An 18,864-nucleotide genomic window follows, 5' to 3' on the forward strand; every position below is an offset into this window, starting at 1 on the left:
ACAGCCCATACACAAAGCGGGGCGCCGGCTCCACCGGCGCCCCCGCTTTGCCGAAATGGCCGCAAGGCTCAGTCGCTCTCGGGCCCCCCCGTACCAACGGTGCTCTGCATCCGACGGCGCAGGATCGGGCCGACGATATAAGGCAGAATCAGCCCCAGTCCGGCGAACGCCCAGAGGCCGATGGCCAGACCGCTGTCCCACAGGATGGTCCAGTCACCGTCGGAGATGTCCATGGCATGACGCAGGTTCTTCTCCATCTCCGGCCCCAGCAACAACCCGAGAATCACCGGCACCAGGGGGATCTCCAGTTTTCGCAGCACATAGCCCCCTACGCCGAAGGCCACCATGAAGTACAGATCGAAGGTGGTGTTGCTGATCGAATAGATCCCTACGAAGGCAATCATTGTGACGATCGGCAGCAGGTACATCGGCGGCACCGAGAGCAGCTTGACGAAGATCATTAGTGAGAGAAGGCAGAGGGTGCTCGCCCGCGAAACCACCTTGGGTGCTATCCACCCAGCGCTGAATGGACCGGGCACGGCGACGACGCTGCGTCAGGAAAGAGGCGAGGCACTGAGACCGATCATCCTGGGACCCAGCCTGCTGGCTACCCTGGACGATCTCAAGCGTGAGGCACTATTGACCCGCTGGCAGCGGGAATTTACCCGCTGATGGCGCTCCAACCGCCAGGAGCGCCACTTGCTTGTAGGAGATAAGCTTGATTCACGATGGACCTAACGCCATCCAATCGCTTTCTGAGCTTGTTCTCGAAGTCGAGTGAACACCTCGAGACTGCCAGTGGCACCAGAAACGCTTACTGCACGAAGGAAATTTCAACCGGGACGGTACCGCGTTGCAGCATGCCTAGCGCCTTGGCAGCACGCTTCGAGAGATCGATGATACGCCCCTTGGCATAAGGGCCCCGATCATTGATCAGCACCTCGACCTCGCGGCCGTTATCCTCGCGAGTCACCACGACCTTGGTCCCGAAAGGCAGAGTGGGATGGGCGGCCGTGAGGGCCTGCTGGTCGAAGGGCTCGCCACTTGCCGTGGTCCGGCCCTGGAAGCGGTCGCTGTAGTAGGACGCGACACCCTGCTGGGTCTCTGACGACTTCCCGTGGGCCAGCCCCTTGCCGGCAAAGCCGGTCGTGAGAAGAGCTGCCACGCAGCAGTTCAGAATCAAGCGGGATCGAATCCCCATAATGTCACCTCATGACTTACCGTAATGCGCCGACTTCGCATCCAGCGATCAGGCGCCATGATCGGTTATTGACGGCGCAAATTGCTTGCCCCGTAGCTAACCCTAACGAGTGACCAGACCGTGATAAAATTAGGCCAGCCATTACTACAATGATACGACACTTCCAACGATATTCAACGTTGGCGAGCGGATAGTAACCACTTCGCCTCTAGGCGGCAACACTTTTAGAGTTCCGATATACGATCGTTGCCGTGCCGGGGTGCCCTGCTCGATCGAGGCCAGACTGCCCAACCGCATTTACCAGCATCTGGCCGGTCCAGGTCGCTGTTACCGTTGCCATTGCGCAGGTGCTCGGTGATGTAAACGCCCCGATTGGGCATGATCGTGTGCGTCAGCTAGATGCCGGTAACGGTGGAGTGGCACAAGCCTTGTAGCAAGGTGTCACCAAAACCACGCGTCATAAACGACGTCGCCCCCGCAGAGCGGGGGCGACGAAGCATCTTCTGGCGCTTGCTACACCCTCAGTGTGAGAGCACCCGGCGCAGCCGAGGGCTAATCAGCTCACCGATCAAGGTGATGATCACCAGCACCGCCAGCAGCCAGGGCCAGTGCTGCGCGAACACCACCTGAGTGATACCCAGTGCATCGACGAAGATCATCAGGATACCCAGCGGGCTGACGTAACGGACCATGAACAGCCAGAGCGCATGCCAGGCCGGCGAGAGACCGAGTTCCTCCCGGAAGGTCTCGTGCTTCAGCACGAAACCAGCCAGCAGCACCATGCCCAATCCGCCCACCGGCATCATCCAGCGCGAGGTCAGGTAGTCCAGCCAGTCGAAGAAAGTCTTGCCGGCCAGGGTCCAGTCGGCACCCAGATTGAATGACAGCATCGCCAGGGTGCTGACCAGCCACAACACGATGCCGGTGCCCCAGGAGGCCGTACGCCGCGAGATGCCCTTGTTGTCACTCAGCCAGGAGATGGTGGCCTCTACCATGGAGATCGAGGAGGTCAGTGCCGCCATAGAGAGCATAACGAAGAACAGGACGCCAAACAGGGTACCCAGCGGCATCGCCTGGAAGGCCAGCGGCAGGCTCATGAAGATCAGCCCCGGTCCGCTGTCCGGGCTCATGCCGTTGGCGAAGATCACCGGGAAAATCGCCAGGCCCGCCATCAGTGCGACCACCGTATCGGCCAGTGCCACGGACAAGGTGGTACGGGCGATCGACGTCTGCTTGGGAAGGTAGCTGCCATAGGTGAGAATCGCACCGGAGGCCAGCGAAAGGGTGAAGAAGGCATGGCCCAGGGCGGTCAGCATGCCTTCGCTGGAGAGGCTGCCGGCATCGAAGGAGAACAGAAAGCGTACCGCGTCGCCGAAACCGCCGGAGAAGATGCCAAAGCCGATGAGCACCAGCAACATGATCACCAGGCCCGGCATCATCCAGTTGACGCTCTTCTCGATACCGGCCTGCACGCCCTTGCCGACGATCACCATGGTAACGACCGTGACCAGAGTACTCCACAAACCCAGATTCAAGGGGTTCTCGTTGTTGGCCACAAAAATCGCCGCCATGTCATCGACGCTGGAACCTGCCAGACCACCGCTGAGCATCTTCCAGAGATAGGAGAAGGACCAGCCGGCCACCACGACATAGAAGGACAGGATCATGAAGCCGCAAAGCATGGCCATCCAGCCGAGCAGAGACCAGGCCGAACCACGGCCAGACTCGCTGGTCACTCGACGGATGGCATCGATGGGGCTGCCGCGACCACGGCGCCCCAGCGCGATCTCGGTCATCATCACCGGCACACCCACGGCCAGGATGCAGGCCAGATAGACCAGCACGAAGGCGCCGCCACCGTACTCGCCGGTGATATAGGGAAATTTCCAGATGTTGCCTAGGCCCACCGCGGAACCGGTCGCCGCCAGCAGAAAGCCCCAACGGCCGCGCCACTGAGTACGGGATTGATCGTTCGTTGTCATATCACACCAGGGGTCATGAACATTGTTGTTCCGTCACGACGAAGAGTCGCTACAGGAGCGTTATCGTGACGGATCTTATCGTGAATTGGCAGGCAGGCGATCGATCTCACTGGGATTGACCGTTAATACCTGCCGGCTGACCAGAAGATCAGAAGAGGATCAATCGTCCTTGAGGACGCCGCGACGGATCTGGTCTTCCTCGATGGACTCGAACAAGGCCTTGAAATTGCCCTCGCCGAAGCCGTCGTTGCCCTTGCGCTGGATAATCTCGAAGAAGATCGGCCCGATCACCGTCTCCGTGAAGATCTGCAGTAGCACACCCTCATTGGGACCACCATCGATCAGCAGGCTCAGCTCACGCAGATCTTCGACGTTCTCCTGATGGTTGGGCACGCGTTGGTCAATCTTCTCGTAATAGGTATCCGGCGTGGAGAGAAAGGTAACGCCCTTGGCCCGCAATTCACGCACCGTGGTATAGATATCGTCGGTGGCCATGGCCAGGTGCTGAATGCCCTCGCCGTTGTACTCGCGCAGGAATTCGGCAATCTGCGAAGTGTCATCGGCAGACTCGTTGATCGGGATATGCATCTTGCCGCAGGGGGCGGTCATGGCACGGGAGTGCAGCCCGGTCTTCTTGCCCTTGATGTCGAAATAGCGATTCTCGCGGAAATTGGCGATGCGCGAGTAGAAGTCGGCCCAGGGATCCATCTGGCCACGGTCGACGTTGTGGGTCAGGTGGTCGAGGACCTGCAGGCCCACGCTGTTGTCCTGTGGTGTACGCCCCGGAATCGCCTCGAAGTCGATGTCATAAATAGTACGCCCTTCGCTGTCGACCTTGTTGTCGACGAAATACAGCAGCGAACCACCGATACCCTTCACCGCGGGAATCCCCACTTCACCGGGACCGACCGGATTCTCCATCGGCTCGGCACCGTTGGCCACGGCATAATCGAATGCCTGGCGGGCATCTTTCACCTTCCAGGCCATGGCACAGGCACTGGGGCCATGCACGTCGGCGAAGGTTGCCGCGTGGCTGCCCGGCTCGGCATTGAGCACGAAGTTGACGTTTTCCTGCTGAAAGAGGAATACCTGCTTGGAGCGGTGCTTGCGGGTTTCGGTGAAGCCCATGCGGTGGAAGAGTGCACGCAATTCCTCGATACCTTCGGCAGTCGGTGCAGTGTATTCGACGAACTCGAAGCCGTCGGTGCCGATGGGATTGTCGTGCGTGACGGGCTGTACGGTCTGATGCTCGGTGGTTGCGGTCATGGCTGCTCTCTCCTGGGGACTATTGTTGTGAATTCGCATTGGATCGGTCATCGACCCGTCACCGATGATGTTCTTCGCCGACGGGCTCTCGATAACGCTCAGCCTAGTGCCTCGTCCCTCTCGCCGGAATGTGTAAAAGATGCCCTCGGCACTCCTGCAACAGGGGCCACACTCGCTTTTTCGTAATGAATTCCTTACACGCACTGCAACCCCATCTATCCCAGCCTCGGCATGGCGCAAATCTCTGACAAGCTGTAACGATATATTTACGAACAGAGTGACGCAGCACGACATTCGCCGGTGTTACTGCTCGTCCAGCAAGTTCTCGACACTCGCCACCTTGTCATCCATTCGCTGGTCGCGGTCGGTGCGTGTGCCGAGCTTGAGCGTCGTGGTGATGCGCGGCGCTCCCATCTCGTGCACGACCTCGTGACAGCGCTTGACCACCGCCATCACCTCGTCCCAGGGCCCCTCGATGTTGGTGCCATAGGCGTGCATGCGATGCTCGAGTCCAGAGGCCTGAATAACCCTCTGGCAGGCCGCGATATGCGGCGAGACCGACACCCCTACGCCCAGTGGCACCACACAGAGATCGATGATCACGTTCATGGCTCTTTCCCTCTTGGTTCGTGAACCCGTTGAAATACACGACATATGCATACTGGTCTATGCTGAATTACGAAAATCACACGGCAATAGTCATGCGCCCAATGCATTCGCCAGCCTGACATCCATCACCGGCCACGGAGGACCCCATGACCAGCGAACCACGTATCGGCCCGATTGCCCTACCCGATACCCGGGCCCGCCGGGTCTTCGAGCAGCTACTCGAGGGGTCGGGTGTCACACTCAACGGGGAGGCGCCCCAGGATATCCGGGTCTTGCATCCCGATTTCTTTTCGCGGGTACTGCGTCAGGGGACCTTAGGACTTGGCGAGTCCTATATGGACGGCTGGTGGGAGTGTGACAGCATCGACGAGCTGGCCTACCGGCTGCTGATGAACGGGCTCAGCGAGCACGCCCGCTCGACCACGGAACGCCTCAAGTACCGCTTGCAGGCCGGCTTCCTCAACCTGCAGAGCAAGGCTCGCGCCTACATGGTGGGAGAAGCCCACTATGACCTGGGCAACGACCTCTTCGAACGTATGCTCGATCCCACCATGTGCTACTCCTGTGGCTACTGGAAATCGGCCGAGGACCTGCACCAGGCCCAGCAGGCCAAGCTGGAGTTGGCCTGCCGCAAGCTGAAACTCCAGCCAGGCATGAAAGTGCTGGATATCGGCTGTGGCTGGGGCAGCTTCGCCGAACATGCCGCCCGCCACCACAATGTCGAGGTGACCGGCATCACCATCTCCCGCGAACAGGCCGCCCTGGCCAAGGAGCGATGCGCGGGGCTGCCGGTGGAGATCCTGCTGCAGGACTACCGCGACCTGGACGGGCACTATGACCGCATCGTCTCCATCGGCATGTTCGAGCACGTGGGACACCGCAACTACGCCACCTACTTCGAGACGGTACGGCGCCTGATGCCGACCGATGGCCTCTTCGTGCTTCATACCATAGGCTCCAACCGATCCGAGATCACGGCGGACCCCTGGATCAACCGCTACATCTTCCCGAATGGCGTCCTTCCCTCGGCCAAGGACATCGCACGGAACAGCGAGGGTCAGCTGCTGATGGAGGATTGGCAGAATTTTGGGCCAGACTACGACAAGACGCTGATGGCCTGGCAGACGAATTTCGACGCCCACTGGCACGAGATCGCCCATCGCTACAACGAGCGCACCCGCCGGATGTTCCGCTACTATCTGGCGATCTGTGCCGGCGCCTTCCGCGCTCGCCATCTGCAGCTGTGGCAGGTCGTGTTCTCCCGTGGACGCCCTGGGCGCTACGACGCCCCGCGGTAACCCCTCGGGCCAAAATCTCGCCCTACCAAGTAATAACAAGCGACTAGAAGTGACCGAGATGGTCGAGGAACCAACGCGCGGCATGGGCCTCAACCTTCTCCAGAGTGCCGGGCTCTTCGAAGAGATGGGTGGCGCCCGGCACGATCAGCAGCTCGCGAGGGCAGGCCATGCGCGCCATGGCCTGTTCGTTCAGTTCGATCACCTGGGTATCCCAGCCGCCGACCAGCATCAGGGTCGGCGCCTTCACCCGCGGCAGGGCCTCCCCGGCGAGGTCGGGGCGCCCACCCCGCGAGACCACGGCATGCACCAGCGCCGGCTGCTCGGCGGCGGCGATCAGTGCCGCCGCCGCCCCCGTGCTGGCCCCGAACAGGCCGATCTCCCATTCCCGGGTCTGGGACGTCTCGGCCACCCAAGCCACGGCCCCGCTCATGCGTGCGCCGATCAGGGGAATATCGAAACGCAGCGCACGGGTGCGTTCGTCGATCAGGCTCTCCTCCGGCGTCAGCAGGTCGAACAGCAGGGTCGCCAGCCCTTGCTCGGCCAGGTGGCGCGCCACCCGGCGGTTGCGCACGCTGAAACGGCTGCTGCCGCTGCCGTGGGCGAACACCACGATACCCGACGGTTGCTCGGGCTGTAGTAGGTCGCCTTCGAGCGTGACGCCGCACGTCTCGAGTTCAAGATGACGCTCGGTGATGGACATGGTGCCCTCCCTGCCCCGGCATGTAGTGGTGACGCAATCAATGAAAGTGTAGTGATAGCGGGCGCCATTGGCGCGGACGAGGGCGTACCAGCACATTATACTGGACAGATTCCCAGTAACCCTCCGACGACACAGCAGGCGGTGCCCATGATCCAGCAGACGCTCCAAGAGGTCTTCGGCTATGACGACTTTCGCCCAGGGCAGCGCCCGGTCATCGAGGCCATCGTGGCCGGTCGCTCCGCCGCGGCGATCTTTCCCACCGGCTCCGGCAAGTCGCTTTGCTACCAGCTGCCGGCCCTGCACCTCCCTCACCTGACCCTGGTGATCTCACCGCTGCTGGCGCTGATGCAGGATCAACTGGCCTTCCTTAGCCGTCACGGCATCCCCGCCGCCAGCCTCGACTCGGGTCAAAGCCGTGAACAAGCGGCGGCAGTCATGGAGGGCGTCAAGCGTGGCGATATTCGTATCCTGATGGTCTCGGTGGAACGCCTCAAGAACGAGCGGTTCCGCGCCTTCATCCAGCGAGTGCCGATCTCGTTGATGGTGGTGGACGAGGCCCACTGCATCTCGGAATGGGGCCACAACTTTCGCCCGGACTACCTCAAATTGCCGGACTACCGCCGCCACTTCGCCATCCCGCAGGTACTGTTGCTCACCGCCACGGCCACCCCGCGAGTCATCGACGATATGCGCATGCGCTTCGATATCGACGCGGACGACGTCACCGGCACCGGCTTCTACCGCCCCAATCTCGACCTTCAGGTGACACCCGTGCCCGCCGCCGAGCGACCCCGCCGGCTGGTCGAGTGGCTACGTCCCCGCTTCGAGAGTGAGACAGCCCAGCCGACCATCGTCTATGTCACCCTGCAACAGACGGCGGAACGGTTGGCCGTCTATATGGCAAAGGCGGGCCTGCCGGCCATCGCCTACCACGCCGGTCTCGACGGCGAGCGTCGCGAAGCGATCCAGCGTGACTTCATGGCCGGCCGCACGCCCTGCATCGTCGCCACCATTGCCTTCGGCATGGGCATCGACAAGGCCAACATCCGTAACGTGGTGCACTTCGATCTACCCAAGTCCATCGAAAACTACAGCCAGGAGATCGGTCGGGCCGGCCGCGACGGCTTGCCCTCCCACTGCCTGATGCTGGCCGGGCGCGATCATCTCGAGGTACTCGAGAACTTCGTCTACGGCGATACCCCTGAGCATCATGGCATTCGCCGGGTGATCGACGACCTGCGCGCCGCCGGAAGCCAGTGGGAGCTGATGCTCAATACCCTGTCGCGGCACAGCAACATCCGCCCACTGCCGCTCAAGACATTGCTCGTACAGCTCGAGTTGCGTCGCCTCATTGCCCCCCGCTACAGCTACTTCGCCGACTACCGCTTCAGGTTGGAGGCTGACCCCGAGGTCCTGATCGACCGCTTCCAGGGAGAACGGCGTGCCTTCGTTCAGGCGATCCTGGACGCTTCCTCCCGTGCCCGGACCTGGTACAGCCTGGACTTCGCCGCCCTGGAGGCCCTGGGTGGCGAGCGGGGTCTCGACACAAGTCGTAGCCGAGTGATCACCGCTCTGGAGTACTTCGTAGAGAAAGGCTGGATGGTACTGGAGAGCAAGCAGATGACCGAAGTCTATGAGGTTCTCTCGGCCGAGATAGAACCCGAATCGCTGACCGACGAACTCTTCGCCTACTTTCGCGACAAGGAACGAGCCGAGATCAAACGCCTGCATGCCATGCTCTCGCTGTTCGAAAGCGACCGCTGTCTCAGCCGGCGGCTGGCCGAGTGGTTCGGCGATGCTCGAGCCCCCGAGCATTGTGGCCACTGTTCCGCCTGCCGAGGCCAGGTGGCGCACCTGCCACCCGCCGAACCGGCAACGCCCTTGGCGACCCAGGATATCGACACCCTGTGTGGCCCCTTCCTGCAACGGCTGAGCGAGGCCGGCGAGGGCCACCCGGCCACGCCGGACATGGTGACGCGCTTCCTGTGCGGGATCACCACGCCGCTGTTCACCCCCTTGAAGGCTCGCCAGTTGGCCGGCTTTGCCGCTCTGGAGGGTTACCCCTACGGCGAGGTGCGCGGCAAGGTCGCCGAGCGGCTTGGTCAATGAACCCTGCAGGGGGATCGAAAGCCGGTTCATCCCTGGTGGCGCCAGCGCGACAGGGCGAGTGTCAGAAGGTGGACCGGCAGGTAGACCACCAGCGGCCATAGCAGCATCAAGCCGATCAGATACACCAGGGCCGGGAGAGTGTCCTGAGGCTGCCCGAAGGGCCCATGCACCCAGTTGATGTTGCGCTCGGCCTCGGTGAAGAGGTAACTGGCGGGAATCACTACCCAGGTGAGCACGCACTGCCAGAGTAGGGCACGGCGGTCATAGCCGATCCGCCAGGTCGCGAAGCCCGCCACCAGCGGCAGGAACAGGTGGTAGAGCGACAAGATCCGAGTCAGCAAGGGATGTTGGGGATCGAACATGTATTCTGTGCCGCCGATGGGGTGCCAGCCGGTCATCCAGGCGGTGCCCACATCCACCGCCCATAAGGTGCCCACCAGGGCCACGGCCAGCCACTGCATGGAGATCAGCCGCCGGCTCTCGCTCCAGAGCCCCGCCAGGATCAGGAAATTGGCCAGGTTGCACAGCCAGAAGAAGTTCTGGGGGCCGATCAGAACCCAATAGGATAACGCCCAGGTCATCACCCAGAGGCTGAAAATCCGCTTGAGCCACAAAGGCAGCCCTTCAGGCGGCAGAGAGCTTCCGGTAGGACGGCGCATCACCCCTCCCCGCCGATTCCGTGACGTCTGAGCTTGTTGGCGATAGTGGTATGGGAAACCCCGAGTCGCTTGGCCAGCTGGCGGCTGGACGGATGCTGGGGATAAAGCTCCTCAAGCACCCGGCGCTCCACCTTGCCGAGGATGCCGGCGAGGGACCCCTCCAGCTCGATACCCGCAAGACCTGCCGCCCCCCCGACGTCAGGCAGGCGCAGGTGAGCAGGTTCGATAGTCTCGCCTTCGCACAGCGACACCGCCTGGAAGAGCACGTTCTCGAGCTGGCGGACATTGCCGGGCCAATGGTAGGCGACGAGCCTCGCCAGGGCCGGCGCCGAGAGCTCCGGCAGGCGGCAGCCGATCTGGCGGGCGGCTCGGTCGATGAAGTGCATTGCCAACGCCTCGATGCCATCCCGGCACTCACGCAGCGGAGGCACCTGCAGCGACAGCACATTGAGGCGATGGTAGAGATCATGTCGAAACAGCCCCTCGGCACAGAGTGCGGGAAGATCCTGCTGTGTGGCACAGATGACCCGCACGTCGAGCCAGGTCTCCTCGTCGCTCCCCACTCGGCGAAAGCCGCCATCCTGCAGGAAACGCAGCAGCTTGACCTGCAGCCGCGGGCTCATCTCGCCCACCTCATCGAGGAAGATGGTGCCGTCGGCCGTCAGCTCCAGCAGGCCCAGCTTGCCTTCGGCTCGCGCGCCCTCGAAGGCACCGGGGGCATAGCCAAACAGCTCGGTCTCTGCCATCGACTCGGGCAGGCCGGCGCAGTTGAGGGCCATGAAGGGAGCCTTTCCCCGCGCACTGGCCAGGTGGCAGGCCCGGGCCAGCAGTTCCTTGCCGGTGCCGGTCTCACCCTGGATCAGCAAGGGGGCATCCAGCGGCGCCATCCGCCGGGCCTCGCGAATCACCGTCTGCAGTCGTGGGCTTGCCTGAAAGATCGCCTCGAAGCCGCGGTGCTCCTGACGCTGCACCTGATAGATACGCTCCCCGATGCGGTCGGCTCGGTGCAGGGTCACCACGGCACCGGCCAATGAGGCCACGTCATCCTGGTGCTCCCGGTGTAGCGGCGCGATATCGGCAAGGAAGGTGGTGTCACGCAGCTTGATACGCAAGCCATTGACCCTGGCATTGTTGCGTCGGATCAGGGCCGGCAGGTCCAGCTCCGGGAGATGACGATCCAGTGACAACCCGGGCACCTCGTCGACGCGCACGCCAAGCAATTGTCCGGCAGCCCGGTTGGCGGCCACGATATGCCCTTCCATATCGATGGACATCACCGGGTCGGAGAGCGAGGAGAGCAGCGCATCCAGCTCCAGATGCCGTCGCTCGCTGGGCATCAGGCTGACCTGGCGCACTGCAAAGACCCCCGGTACCGACTCCAGCTCCGGCCTGAGGGTGGCCAATTGCGCATGGAGCAGGTTGGGCACATGCAGGTAGATGGCATTGCCGTGCTCGCCCCCTACCTCTCCGCGGGCCACGTTGAGGCCGTAATCGGAGAAATTGGCGACGATGTCGCGCAGGATGCCGATCCGGTTCTGGCAGTGAAACCTCAGTCGCATCGGGCCAGGTTCTCTCATGGGTGTCTGTAAAGTTGTCACGTCAACGTGACTGGGGTGTCAAGATAACGTGACACCCGCTATGCCTCAAGGCGCGCCAACTCCCATCGACTGCCCCCACCCGCTCTGCCAAGCACTTGACGATCTTGGCACTCTGCACGACATTTCCGGACAGAAGATCATGAACAAGGTTGACCGTAGACCCATCGAAACGACAAGGAGATACCATGAGCCAGCTTTCCAAACAGCAGTGCGAGGCCTGCAGCATCGACGCTCCCAGGGTGACCGAAGACGAGATCGAGCAGTACAAGGCCGATATCCCCGAGTGGCAGATCGTCGATCGCGATGGCATCATGCAGCTGGAGCGGAGCTTCAAGTTCCGCGACTTCCAGCAGGCCCTCGACTTTACCCAGCGAGTCGGCGAGATCGCCGAGCAAGCCGATCACCATCCCGCGATCCTCACCGAATATGGCAAGGTGACCGTTACGTGGTGGTCACACAAGATCAAGGGCCTGCACAGGAACGATTTCATTCTTGCCGCCAGAACCGACGAGGTAGCGAAATAAATGTTCGAGAAAATTGAGCGGGTTCCCGGGGACGCCATCCTCGGTCTGATCGAAGCCTTCAAGAAAGACACCAATCCTCAGAAGGTCGATCTCGGCGTCGGCGTCTACAAGGACGACCAGGGCAACACTCCGGTGATGCGCGCCGTCAAGGAAGCCGAGGCCCTGCTGCTCAAGAACGAAACCACCAAGACCTACATCGGCTCGCATGGCGCGCCGGCATATGGCGAAGTGATCCTGCCCATGGTGCTGGGCGAAGGGTCGCCGGTACTGGAGGCCAAGCGTGCCAGTGCCACCCAGTCACCCGGCGGAACCGGCGCCCTGCGTCTGGCGGCCGACTTCATCGCCACCCAGCTGCCCGGCAAGGACATCTGGGTCTCCGATCCGACCTGGCCGAACCATCTGGGCATCTTCCCGGCCGCCGGACTGACCCTGAACAAGTATCCCTATGTGGATGCAGAGAATCGTCTCGACTTCGACGGCATGCTGGGGGCTCTCAAACAGATCCCGGAGGGTGATGTGGTGCTGCTCCACGCCTGTTGCCACAACCCCACCGGCTTCGACCTTTCCCGCGACCAGTGGCATCAGGTACTGGAGGTGGTCCGCGAGCGCAGCCTGCTGCCGCTGATCGACTTCGCCTATCAAGGCTTCGGCGAGGGCCTGGATGAAGACGCCTACGGGGTTCGGCTGATGGCCGAGAACCTCGACGAGGTCATCGTCACCAGTTCCTGTTCCAAGAACTTCGGTATCTATTGCGAGCGCACCGGCTGCCTGATCATGGTGGCGAAGAATAACGAGCAGATGGAAAATGTTCGCTCACAGATCGCCATCGTGGCGCGCGAGAACTATTCCAACCCGCCGGCCCACGGCGGTGCCATCGTCAGCGAGATCCTGCACTCCGCTGAGCTCGCGGCCGTCTGGCGCGAGGAGCTCACCGAGATGCGCGACCGCATCAACACCCTGCGTCGCGACTTCGTCGAGGCCCTGAAGCCCTACGAGCTGAACCAGAAATACGCCTGTGTGGCCGAGCAGCGCGGCATGTTCTCCTACACCGGCCTGACACCCGAGCAGGTCGACCGCCTGCGCGATGACTTCGGCATCTATATGGTGCGTTCGGGTCGCGCCAATGTGGCCGGCTTCTCCCATGACAACCTGAACTACCTGGCCCAGGCGATCGCCGCGGTCAACTGATCACGGCATCCTTGCAACGACAACGCCCGGGCCGATGGCCCGGGCGTTGTCGTTGCGGCGAGACAGAATGCGAGACTTCAGTTAGCCGATCATCACTCTGCCTTGCCTGTCACACCTAGTTGATCGGACGCTCCATTGTCACTGGCTGCCTGCGAGGGGCCGCGAGGATACGTCGCAGGACCTGCCAGGCGGCCAGGCCCGCCAGCAGGTTTCCGAGCGCTGCGCCCATGGCGAGGCCGCGCAGGTCACCCAGCCAGGACCCGACCCAAAGGCAGGGCAAGTAGAAGATGAACAACCGGGCAGCCGACATCAACATGGCTCGCAGCGGCCAGCCCAGGGCGTTGCCCGCCGAGACCACGATCATGCAGACCCCCAGTGCCGCATAGCTCGGCAGCAGGAAGCGAATCAGGGTTGCCAGGTCACCGCGCACCTCGGGATTGCCGGAAAGGACAAGCGCCACCCAGGGCGAGGCCAGGGCCATCAGGATGCCCAGCGACAGCTGCCAGACCACCACCACCTTGAGCGCCAGGCGCATCAGTCGGTGTATCTGGTCCCAGTCCCCGCTACCGTAACAGCGTCCGAGCCACGGCGGCAGCGACATCGTCATGGCCAGCACCACCATCAACGAGAGGGTTTCCAGGCGGCTCGCCAGTCCCCAGGCCGCCACCTGGGCCTCGCCCAGGGAGGCCACTACCGAGATGGCGAGCATGGCCGCCAGGGGCGGCATCAGCTGGCTGATCATGGCCGGGCCGGCAATGCCGGCGAAGGGCACCAGCGAACGGCGCAGCTCCGCGAGGAGTCCCTCGGCCGCCAGCCAGTCCATGCCACCCAGACGACGGCTCAGCACCAACAGGCCGGTTGCGAAGGCGATCGACGTTGCCCAGGCCGCCCCGGGCAGACCCAAACCCGCCCAGGGCCCGATGCCGAAGATCAGCACCGGATCGAGGACCATGTTGACCAGACTGGTGATCACCATCATCTTGCCTGGCAGCCAGGTGTCTCCATGGGCCCGGAACAGGCTATAGCCGAAATAGAGCACGGCCCCCAGCCAGGCCGCCAGCAGTTGGGGCGCCCAGTATGGCCGGATCAACTCACGGGTGGACGCTTCGGCCCCCAGCAGGGTAAAGATCGGCGTCTGGAGGGCCCACAGCAGCAATACCAGCAGGGCAATGGTCACGGTGCCCACCAGCAGCACCAGACTGCCCAATCGCCGTGCCCGAGCAGACTCCCCTGCCCCCAGGGCCCGTGAGATCAGGGCCGCAATGGCGATTCCCATGCCAACCTGGATGCCGATGACCAGGAAGGACAACGGAAAGGTGAAGGACTGGGCGGCCAGCGGCGCCGTGCCGAGCCGAGCGATGAAGGCACTGTCCACCAGCTGGAAACCAAGCAGTGCCAGCACGCCGATGGCCATGGGCCAGGTCTGGCGCCAGAGGACGAGGCCAAGCGAGGAACGGGGTTCGTCGAGAGAATTCACAGGGACTCCGTGGTCGTTCGCAAGCCTGGCATTCTACGCCAAGGTGGCGTCGGCCTCAGCACGAACCGCCCTGATACCCCGTCGACAGTCCGCCAAGCACTCGCTCCAACTCCGGAGCGGGCATGGGACGGAAGAAATAGAACCCCTGGACCAGGTCGCAGCGCATCTCCCGGATCAGGGTGAGCTGCTCACGATTCTCGACACCCTCGGCCACGACCTCGAGTCCCAGGCGATGGCCGATGAAGATCGCGGCCTCCATGATGGCCCGATCCTTGGGCTGTTCTGGAGCATCACGCACGAAAGTCCGATCGATCTTAAGCGCCGTGACCGGGAAGTGCTTGAGATAGCTGAGTGACGAGTAGCCGGTGCCGAAATCATCGATAGCGATGCGAAAGCCCAGGTGATGGAGCCGATGCAGACCCTCCAGGACCCTGTTGTCGGCTTCGATCAGCACATTCTCGGTGAGCTCGAGACCTATATGCCGAGGCCCAAGGCCATAGCGCGCCAGGCAATCCTCGAAACGCTGGAAGACATCGCGCCGGCTCATCTGCCGACCGGAGAAGTTGATATCGATGCGTGCGATGTCCAGACTGGCATCTTGCCACAACGACCGCTGACGACACGCAGCCTCCATGACCCAGTCACCGAGACGATGGATCAGGTCGGAGCGCTCTGCGAGAGGAATGAACTCGGCCGGAGAGATCGACGGACCTTCCGCCGGCTGCCAGCGAAGGAGTGCCTCCAGGTTCTCGATGCGACCGCTGACGGCGGATACCTGCGGCTGGTAATGCAGCGAGAGCTCTTCGCTGTCCATGGCCTGCTCCAGGCGGTCGACGAGGCGATGCTGGTGGAGCAGTTCGTCGTGAAGCTGCTGGTCGAAGAACCACACGCTGCCGCGACCATCCAGCTTGGCCCGGTTCTTAGCGACATCAGCATTGCGTATCAGCTCACGTGCCGTATTGCCATTATCCGGATAGAGACTTACGCCCAGGCAGGCAGTCACCTGACGCCGCGAACCATTCACCAGGAAGGGCGCCCTCAGGACCTGCTGGACCTTGTAAACCAGCTGCGAAAGCACATCCTCGCGCTTGAACCCCGGGAAGGCGATTGCGAACTCGTCGCTGGAGAGTCGCGACATCAAGTCGGAGGACCTCGTCGCAAGGTAAAGCCGCCGGGTCAACTCGACCAGCAATCGATCACCCTGCTCGTACCCGAGGGTGTCATTGATATCCACGAAGTGGTCGATATCCAGGTAGACCAAGACCACTCCGGTGTCCTGCCGTCGACAATCGGCGATGACCTCGTCAAGCTGCGCTTCGAAGGTCCGGCGATTGGGCAGGTGGGTCAACGAATCGAAGCGCGTGGCGAAATCCAGCTGGCGATCTGCTCGCTTCTGGCCCGAGAGGTCCACGTCGACACAGAACATCAGGGGGTCATCGGTGTGCTCACCGAGCATGACGTGGTGAGAAAAGACCGGGACCAGCTCCCCGCTCTTGTGCTGGAGCTCGAGCTCCTCGGCGGAAATCTCGACCCCCTCCCTCAACCAGGCCCTGTGCGCCTGGATCACCGCTTCGCGCATCGGCGCCGGGATGATCAGCTCTTCCAGCAGCTGGCCCCGGGCCTCTTCGGCGGCGTAGCCATAAAGCCGGGTGCTGGCCTCGTTCCAGTAGATCACGCGGCGGTCGCGGTCATAACCCTGGACCGCCACCTTGGGCAGACTCTCCAGCAAGACCCGGAAACGCTGTTCGCTCTCCAGGTACTGGCGGCGCACGACCCCTATGTCATCGGTGACGCTATCGTCCCGGACATCGGACCTCCCTGCTCTGATCTCTTGCCACCGACGCGCCAACCAGTGCCGGAAGCCGGTATCGCGACCGCCCATTGAATCAATTAATCCCTGTCGTCATCGAAAGACGATGCCGCCACTCATCATGAGGTGGGAATAACATGGCGTGCGACATCCAGAACCCTCATCCTACCGACATATGTCATCCATGCCGACGGCTGCAGTGCACTTTCTGGTGCTGAAGCGCCACGATGCCGCAGCGGTACTCAACGAGATCCGCTAATCGTTCCATCACCGACCCGCTAAAACGCTACACTCCCCGGAGATTCCTCCGGGGGGTGTCATGCTGAACTAAGGGCCGAAGCCGAGTGGATATGCCTTACTGACGGATACCTTCGAAGGTCACATAGAGCTCGAGTTCGTGCATCACCTCGGGGAAGTCGCTCATGTCGATGCCGTAATCGGCCAGCGTCAGAGTGGTAGAGCCCTCGAAGCCGGCACGATAGCCCCCCCAGGGGTCCTTGCCCTCACCTACCAGAGTAACGGGCATCTCGAACTCGTTGGTCTCACCGTGCAGGGTGAGCTCGCCGGTCAGCACGCCTTCGTTGTCGCCGGTCGGTTCGAAACCGGTGGATGTGAAGGTAGCGGTGGGATACTCGCCCACATCAAGGAAGTCATCGCTCTTGATGTGCTTGTCACGCTCGGCATGGTTGCTGTTGAGACTTGCCACGTCGACTTCCAGGCTAGCGGTCGAGTCTTCCAGGTTCTCGGGGTCGTAGCTGAAACTGCCAGAGAACTCCTCGAAGCTGCCGAGAATGTAGGAATAGCCCAGGTGACTGATCTTGAACTGCACAAAGGCGTGCTGGCCGTCGGCATCGATAACGTAGTCGGCGGCCTGTGCCTGGCTGACGCCCATCAGGGCGGCGGCACTCAGGGCGGTGGCAATGGCGGTCTTCTTGAGCATCATGTGTTTCTCCTAGTTGCGGGTCGTCTCGGGGAAATATCGCCTCAGCGACGACGGGAACGGCGCGGGTCGACCATACGCATCAAGACGTCGTTGCGATCGACCCAATGATGTTTCAGGGCGGCCAGTGTGTGCCCCGCCGCCAGCAGGACGAGTGCCAGAGCGCTGTACCAGTGGACCTGGCCAGCCACGGTGGCTTGCTGGGGCAGGTCGCTGATAAGGGCGGGCACAACGAAAGCATCGAACACGCTAATCCCCTTACCGTCGGCAGTGGAAATCAGGTAGCCACTGACCAGTACCACCAGCATCAGCACATAAAGGCCGATGTGGCCAAGATGGGCGGCCAGACGTTCAAGGCGATGCCCTCTCTCCACCGGCACAGGATTGGCAAAGCGCCACACTACTCGGAGCAGGGTGGCGAAAAGCAGCAGCATGCCAACGGAGCGATGCCACCAGGGCCCCAGGTTGTACCAGCTGTCATAATAACCGAGCCCGGTCATCCACCAGCCCAGGGCAAAAAGACCGATGATGGCCAGGGCACTGATCCAGTGCAGCAGGATACTGACCAACCCCCAGCCGCTAAGGGTGTTCTTCCACATGATCAGGTGCCTCGGTCCGCGTCATGTCTATGGGAAAAGCTATAAGAAGCAGCATACCGCAGCGTAATATCGGCATCCGCTGAAAAAAGCCGAACGCAGCATTCGGAAAAACCATATGCCGCCCGCCGCGGCAGGCATGGCGAGCGACAAAGAGCTTCTCGGCAGCTGGGGCCGTCAGCCCCGACCGTCGAGCACCTCGAGCAACAGGCGAGCGGTAGAGGCGCTGGATGCCGGGTTCTGGCCCGTCACCAGCAGACCATCGCGCACCTGGAAGGGCCTGAAGTCATCGATGCTGCGCTCGTAGCGAGCGCCTTGCGCCTTGAGCGCATCCTCCAGCAGGTGCGGCACCACCTGGGTCAAGCCTACCGTCTCCTCTTCACTGTTGGCGAAGCCGGTGACCTTGCGACCCTTGACCAGCGGCTCACCTTCCGGCGTGCGGGCCTCGAGCAGCACCGTGGGTGCATGGCAGACCGCCGCCACCGGCCGCTCGGCCGCCAGGAAACCCTCGACCAGGCGGCGGGCATCGGGGTCGCCGGTGAGGTCCCACAGCGGGCCATGTCCGCCGGGAAAAAAGACGGCGTCAAAGTCGCTCACATCGAGTTCGCAAAGCTTCAACGTGCTGGCCAGTTGCGACCTGGCCTGGGAATCCGCTTCGAAACGCCGGGTCTTCTCGGTGAGGGCCTCTTCGGCCTGGGAGTTGGGGTCGACCGGCGGCAGGCCACCCTTGGGCGAGGCCAGGGTGACCTGGGCGCCGGCATCCTTAAAGACGTAGTAGGGCGCGGCGAATTCCTCGAGCCAGAAACCGGTCTCATGGCCGGTGTCACCCATGCGGTCGTGCGACGTCAGTACCATCAGGATCTTCATCACGGCCCTCCTCGGGCGACAGTGAATGCGTGCCCATTTG

The 18,864-nt window shown here is 62.3% G+C and carries 17 protein-coding genes and 1 pseudogene; 5 read left to right on the forward strand and 13 right to left on the reverse strand.

Going from position 1 to position 18,864, the window contains the following annotated elements; all coding sequences use genetic code 11:
- Window positions 1-68: 68 nt before the first annotated feature.
- A pseudogene (locus U5L98_RS10810) lies at window positions 69-458 on the reverse strand (tripartite tricarboxylate transporter permease); the annotation flags it as partial.
- Here U5L98_RS10810 and U5L98_RS10815 point away from each other — a divergent pair.
- Window positions 448-672, forward strand: coding sequence for a hypothetical protein (locus tag U5L98_RS10815; RefSeq protein WP_322558981.1), 225 nt, complete (start codon window positions 448-450; stop codon window positions 670-672). The pseudogene U5L98_RS10810 and the gene U5L98_RS10815 overlap by 11 nt on opposite strands.
- A gap of 142 nt (window positions 673-814) precedes the next feature.
- Here U5L98_RS10815 and U5L98_RS10820 read toward each other — a convergent pair whose 3' ends face one another.
- The 4 genes from U5L98_RS10820 to U5L98_RS10835 all read right to left on the reverse strand — a co-directional run bounded on the left by U5L98_RS10820 (window position 815) and on the right by U5L98_RS10835 (window position 5,058).
- A complete protein-coding gene (locus tag U5L98_RS10820) occupies window positions 815-1,201 on the reverse strand; it encodes a septal ring lytic transglycosylase RlpA family protein (RefSeq protein WP_322558313.1) in 387 nt (128 codons plus the stop codon).
- Between the two features lie 521 nt (window positions 1,202-1,722).
- A complete protein-coding gene (locus U5L98_RS10825; RefSeq protein ID WP_322558314.1) occupies window positions 1,723-3,183 on the reverse strand; it encodes a sodium-dependent transporter in 1,461 nt (486 codons plus the stop codon).
- A 159-nt stretch (window positions 3,184-3,342) separates the two neighbouring features.
- Window positions 3,343-4,449, reverse strand: coding sequence for a 4-hydroxyphenylpyruvate dioxygenase (hppD, locus tag U5L98_RS10830; RefSeq protein ID WP_322558315.1), 1,107 nt, complete (start codon window positions 4,447-4,449; stop codon window positions 3,343-3,345).
- A gap of 303 nt (window positions 4,450-4,752) precedes the next feature.
- On the reverse strand, window positions 4,753-5,058 hold the full coding sequence (locus tag U5L98_RS10835) for an MTH1187 family thiamine-binding protein (RefSeq protein ID WP_322558316.1): 306 nt from the start codon (window positions 5,056-5,058) through the stop codon (window positions 4,753-4,755).
- 146 nt (window positions 5,059-5,204) lie between these two features.
- Between U5L98_RS10835 and cfa the strand changes: the two genes are divergently transcribed.
- On the forward strand, window positions 5,205-6,356 hold the full coding sequence (gene cfa / locus U5L98_RS10840) for a cyclopropane fatty acyl phospholipid synthase (RefSeq protein ID WP_322558317.1): 1,152 nt from the start codon (window positions 5,205-5,207) through the stop codon (window positions 6,354-6,356).
- A 43-nt stretch (window positions 6,357-6,399) separates the two neighbouring features.
- Here cfa and U5L98_RS10845 read toward each other — a convergent pair whose 3' ends face one another.
- Entirely contained in the window at window positions 6,400-7,056 is a 657-nt protein-coding gene (locus U5L98_RS10845) for a dienelactone hydrolase family protein (RefSeq protein WP_322558318.1), read from the reverse strand.
- 147 nt (window positions 7,057-7,203) lie between these two features.
- Here U5L98_RS10845 and U5L98_RS10850 point away from each other — a divergent pair, with 147 nt between their 5' ends.
- Window positions 7,204-9,165, forward strand: a complete 1,962-nt coding sequence (locus tag U5L98_RS10850) for a RecQ family ATP-dependent DNA helicase (protein ID WP_322558319.1) — start codon at window positions 7,204-7,206, stop codon at window positions 9,163-9,165.
- A 26-nt stretch (window positions 9,166-9,191) separates the two neighbouring features.
- Here the strand turns inward: U5L98_RS10850 and U5L98_RS10855 are convergent, their stop codons facing one another.
- Window positions 9,192-9,824: a hypothetical protein gene (locus tag U5L98_RS10855; RefSeq protein ID WP_322558320.1), complete on the reverse strand. Its 633-nt coding sequence runs from the start codon at window positions 9,822-9,824 to the stop codon at window positions 9,192-9,194.
- On the reverse strand, window positions 9,824-11,383 hold the full coding sequence (locus U5L98_RS10860; RefSeq protein ID WP_322558321.1) for a sigma-54-dependent transcriptional regulator: 1,560 nt from the start codon (window positions 11,381-11,383) through the stop codon (window positions 9,824-9,826). The genes U5L98_RS10855 and U5L98_RS10860 overlap by 1 nt, the downstream gene beginning before the upstream one ends.
- 224 nt (window positions 11,384-11,607) lie before the next feature.
- Here U5L98_RS10860 and U5L98_RS10865 point away from each other — a divergent pair, with 224 nt between their 5' ends.
- Both U5L98_RS10865 and U5L98_RS10870 read left to right on the forward strand, forming a co-directional pair.
- Complete coding sequence (locus U5L98_RS10865; RefSeq protein ID WP_322558322.1) at window positions 11,608-11,946, forward strand: 4a-hydroxytetrahydrobiopterin dehydratase; 339 nt, start codon at window positions 11,608-11,610, stop codon at window positions 11,944-11,946.
- A complete protein-coding gene (locus tag U5L98_RS10870) occupies window positions 11,947-13,134 on the forward strand; it encodes an amino acid aminotransferase (RefSeq protein ID WP_322558323.1) in 1,188 nt (395 codons plus the stop codon).
- Window positions 13,135-13,249: 115 nt separating this feature from the next.
- Here U5L98_RS10870 and U5L98_RS10875 read toward each other — a convergent pair whose 3' ends face one another.
- The 5 genes from U5L98_RS10875 to U5L98_RS10895 all read right to left on the reverse strand — a co-directional run bounded on the left by U5L98_RS10875 (window position 13,250) and on the right by U5L98_RS10895 (window position 18,824).
- On the reverse strand, window positions 13,250-14,548 hold the full coding sequence (locus tag U5L98_RS10875) for an MATE family efflux transporter (RefSeq protein WP_322558946.1): 1,299 nt from the start codon (window positions 14,546-14,548) through the stop codon (window positions 13,250-13,252).
- A 118-nt stretch (window positions 14,549-14,666) separates the two neighbouring features.
- A complete protein-coding gene (locus tag U5L98_RS10880; protein WP_322558324.1) occupies window positions 14,667-16,493 on the reverse strand; it encodes a putative bifunctional diguanylate cyclase/phosphodiesterase in 1,827 nt (608 codons plus the stop codon).
- 283 nt (window positions 16,494-16,776) lie between these two features.
- Window positions 16,777-17,361, reverse strand: a complete 585-nt coding sequence (locus U5L98_RS10885) for a YceI family protein (RefSeq protein ID WP_322558947.1) — start codon at window positions 17,359-17,361, stop codon at window positions 16,777-16,779.
- 44 nt (window positions 17,362-17,405) lie between these two features.
- Complete coding sequence (locus tag U5L98_RS10890; protein WP_322558325.1) at window positions 17,406-17,960, reverse strand: cytochrome b; 555 nt, start codon at window positions 17,958-17,960, stop codon at window positions 17,406-17,408.
- 174 nt (window positions 17,961-18,134) lie between these two features.
- Window positions 18,135-18,824 (reverse strand): type 1 glutamine amidotransferase domain-containing protein, encoded by a 690-nt coding sequence (locus U5L98_RS10895; RefSeq protein WP_322558326.1) that lies wholly within the window; start codon window positions 18,822-18,824, stop codon window positions 18,135-18,137.
- Between the last annotated feature and the right edge of the window lie 40 nt (window positions 18,825-18,864).

It is taken from the genome of Halomonas sp. (assembly GCF_034520545.1).
Taxonomy (GTDB): domain Bacteria; phylum Pseudomonadota; class Gammaproteobacteria; order Pseudomonadales; family Halomonadaceae; genus Halomonas.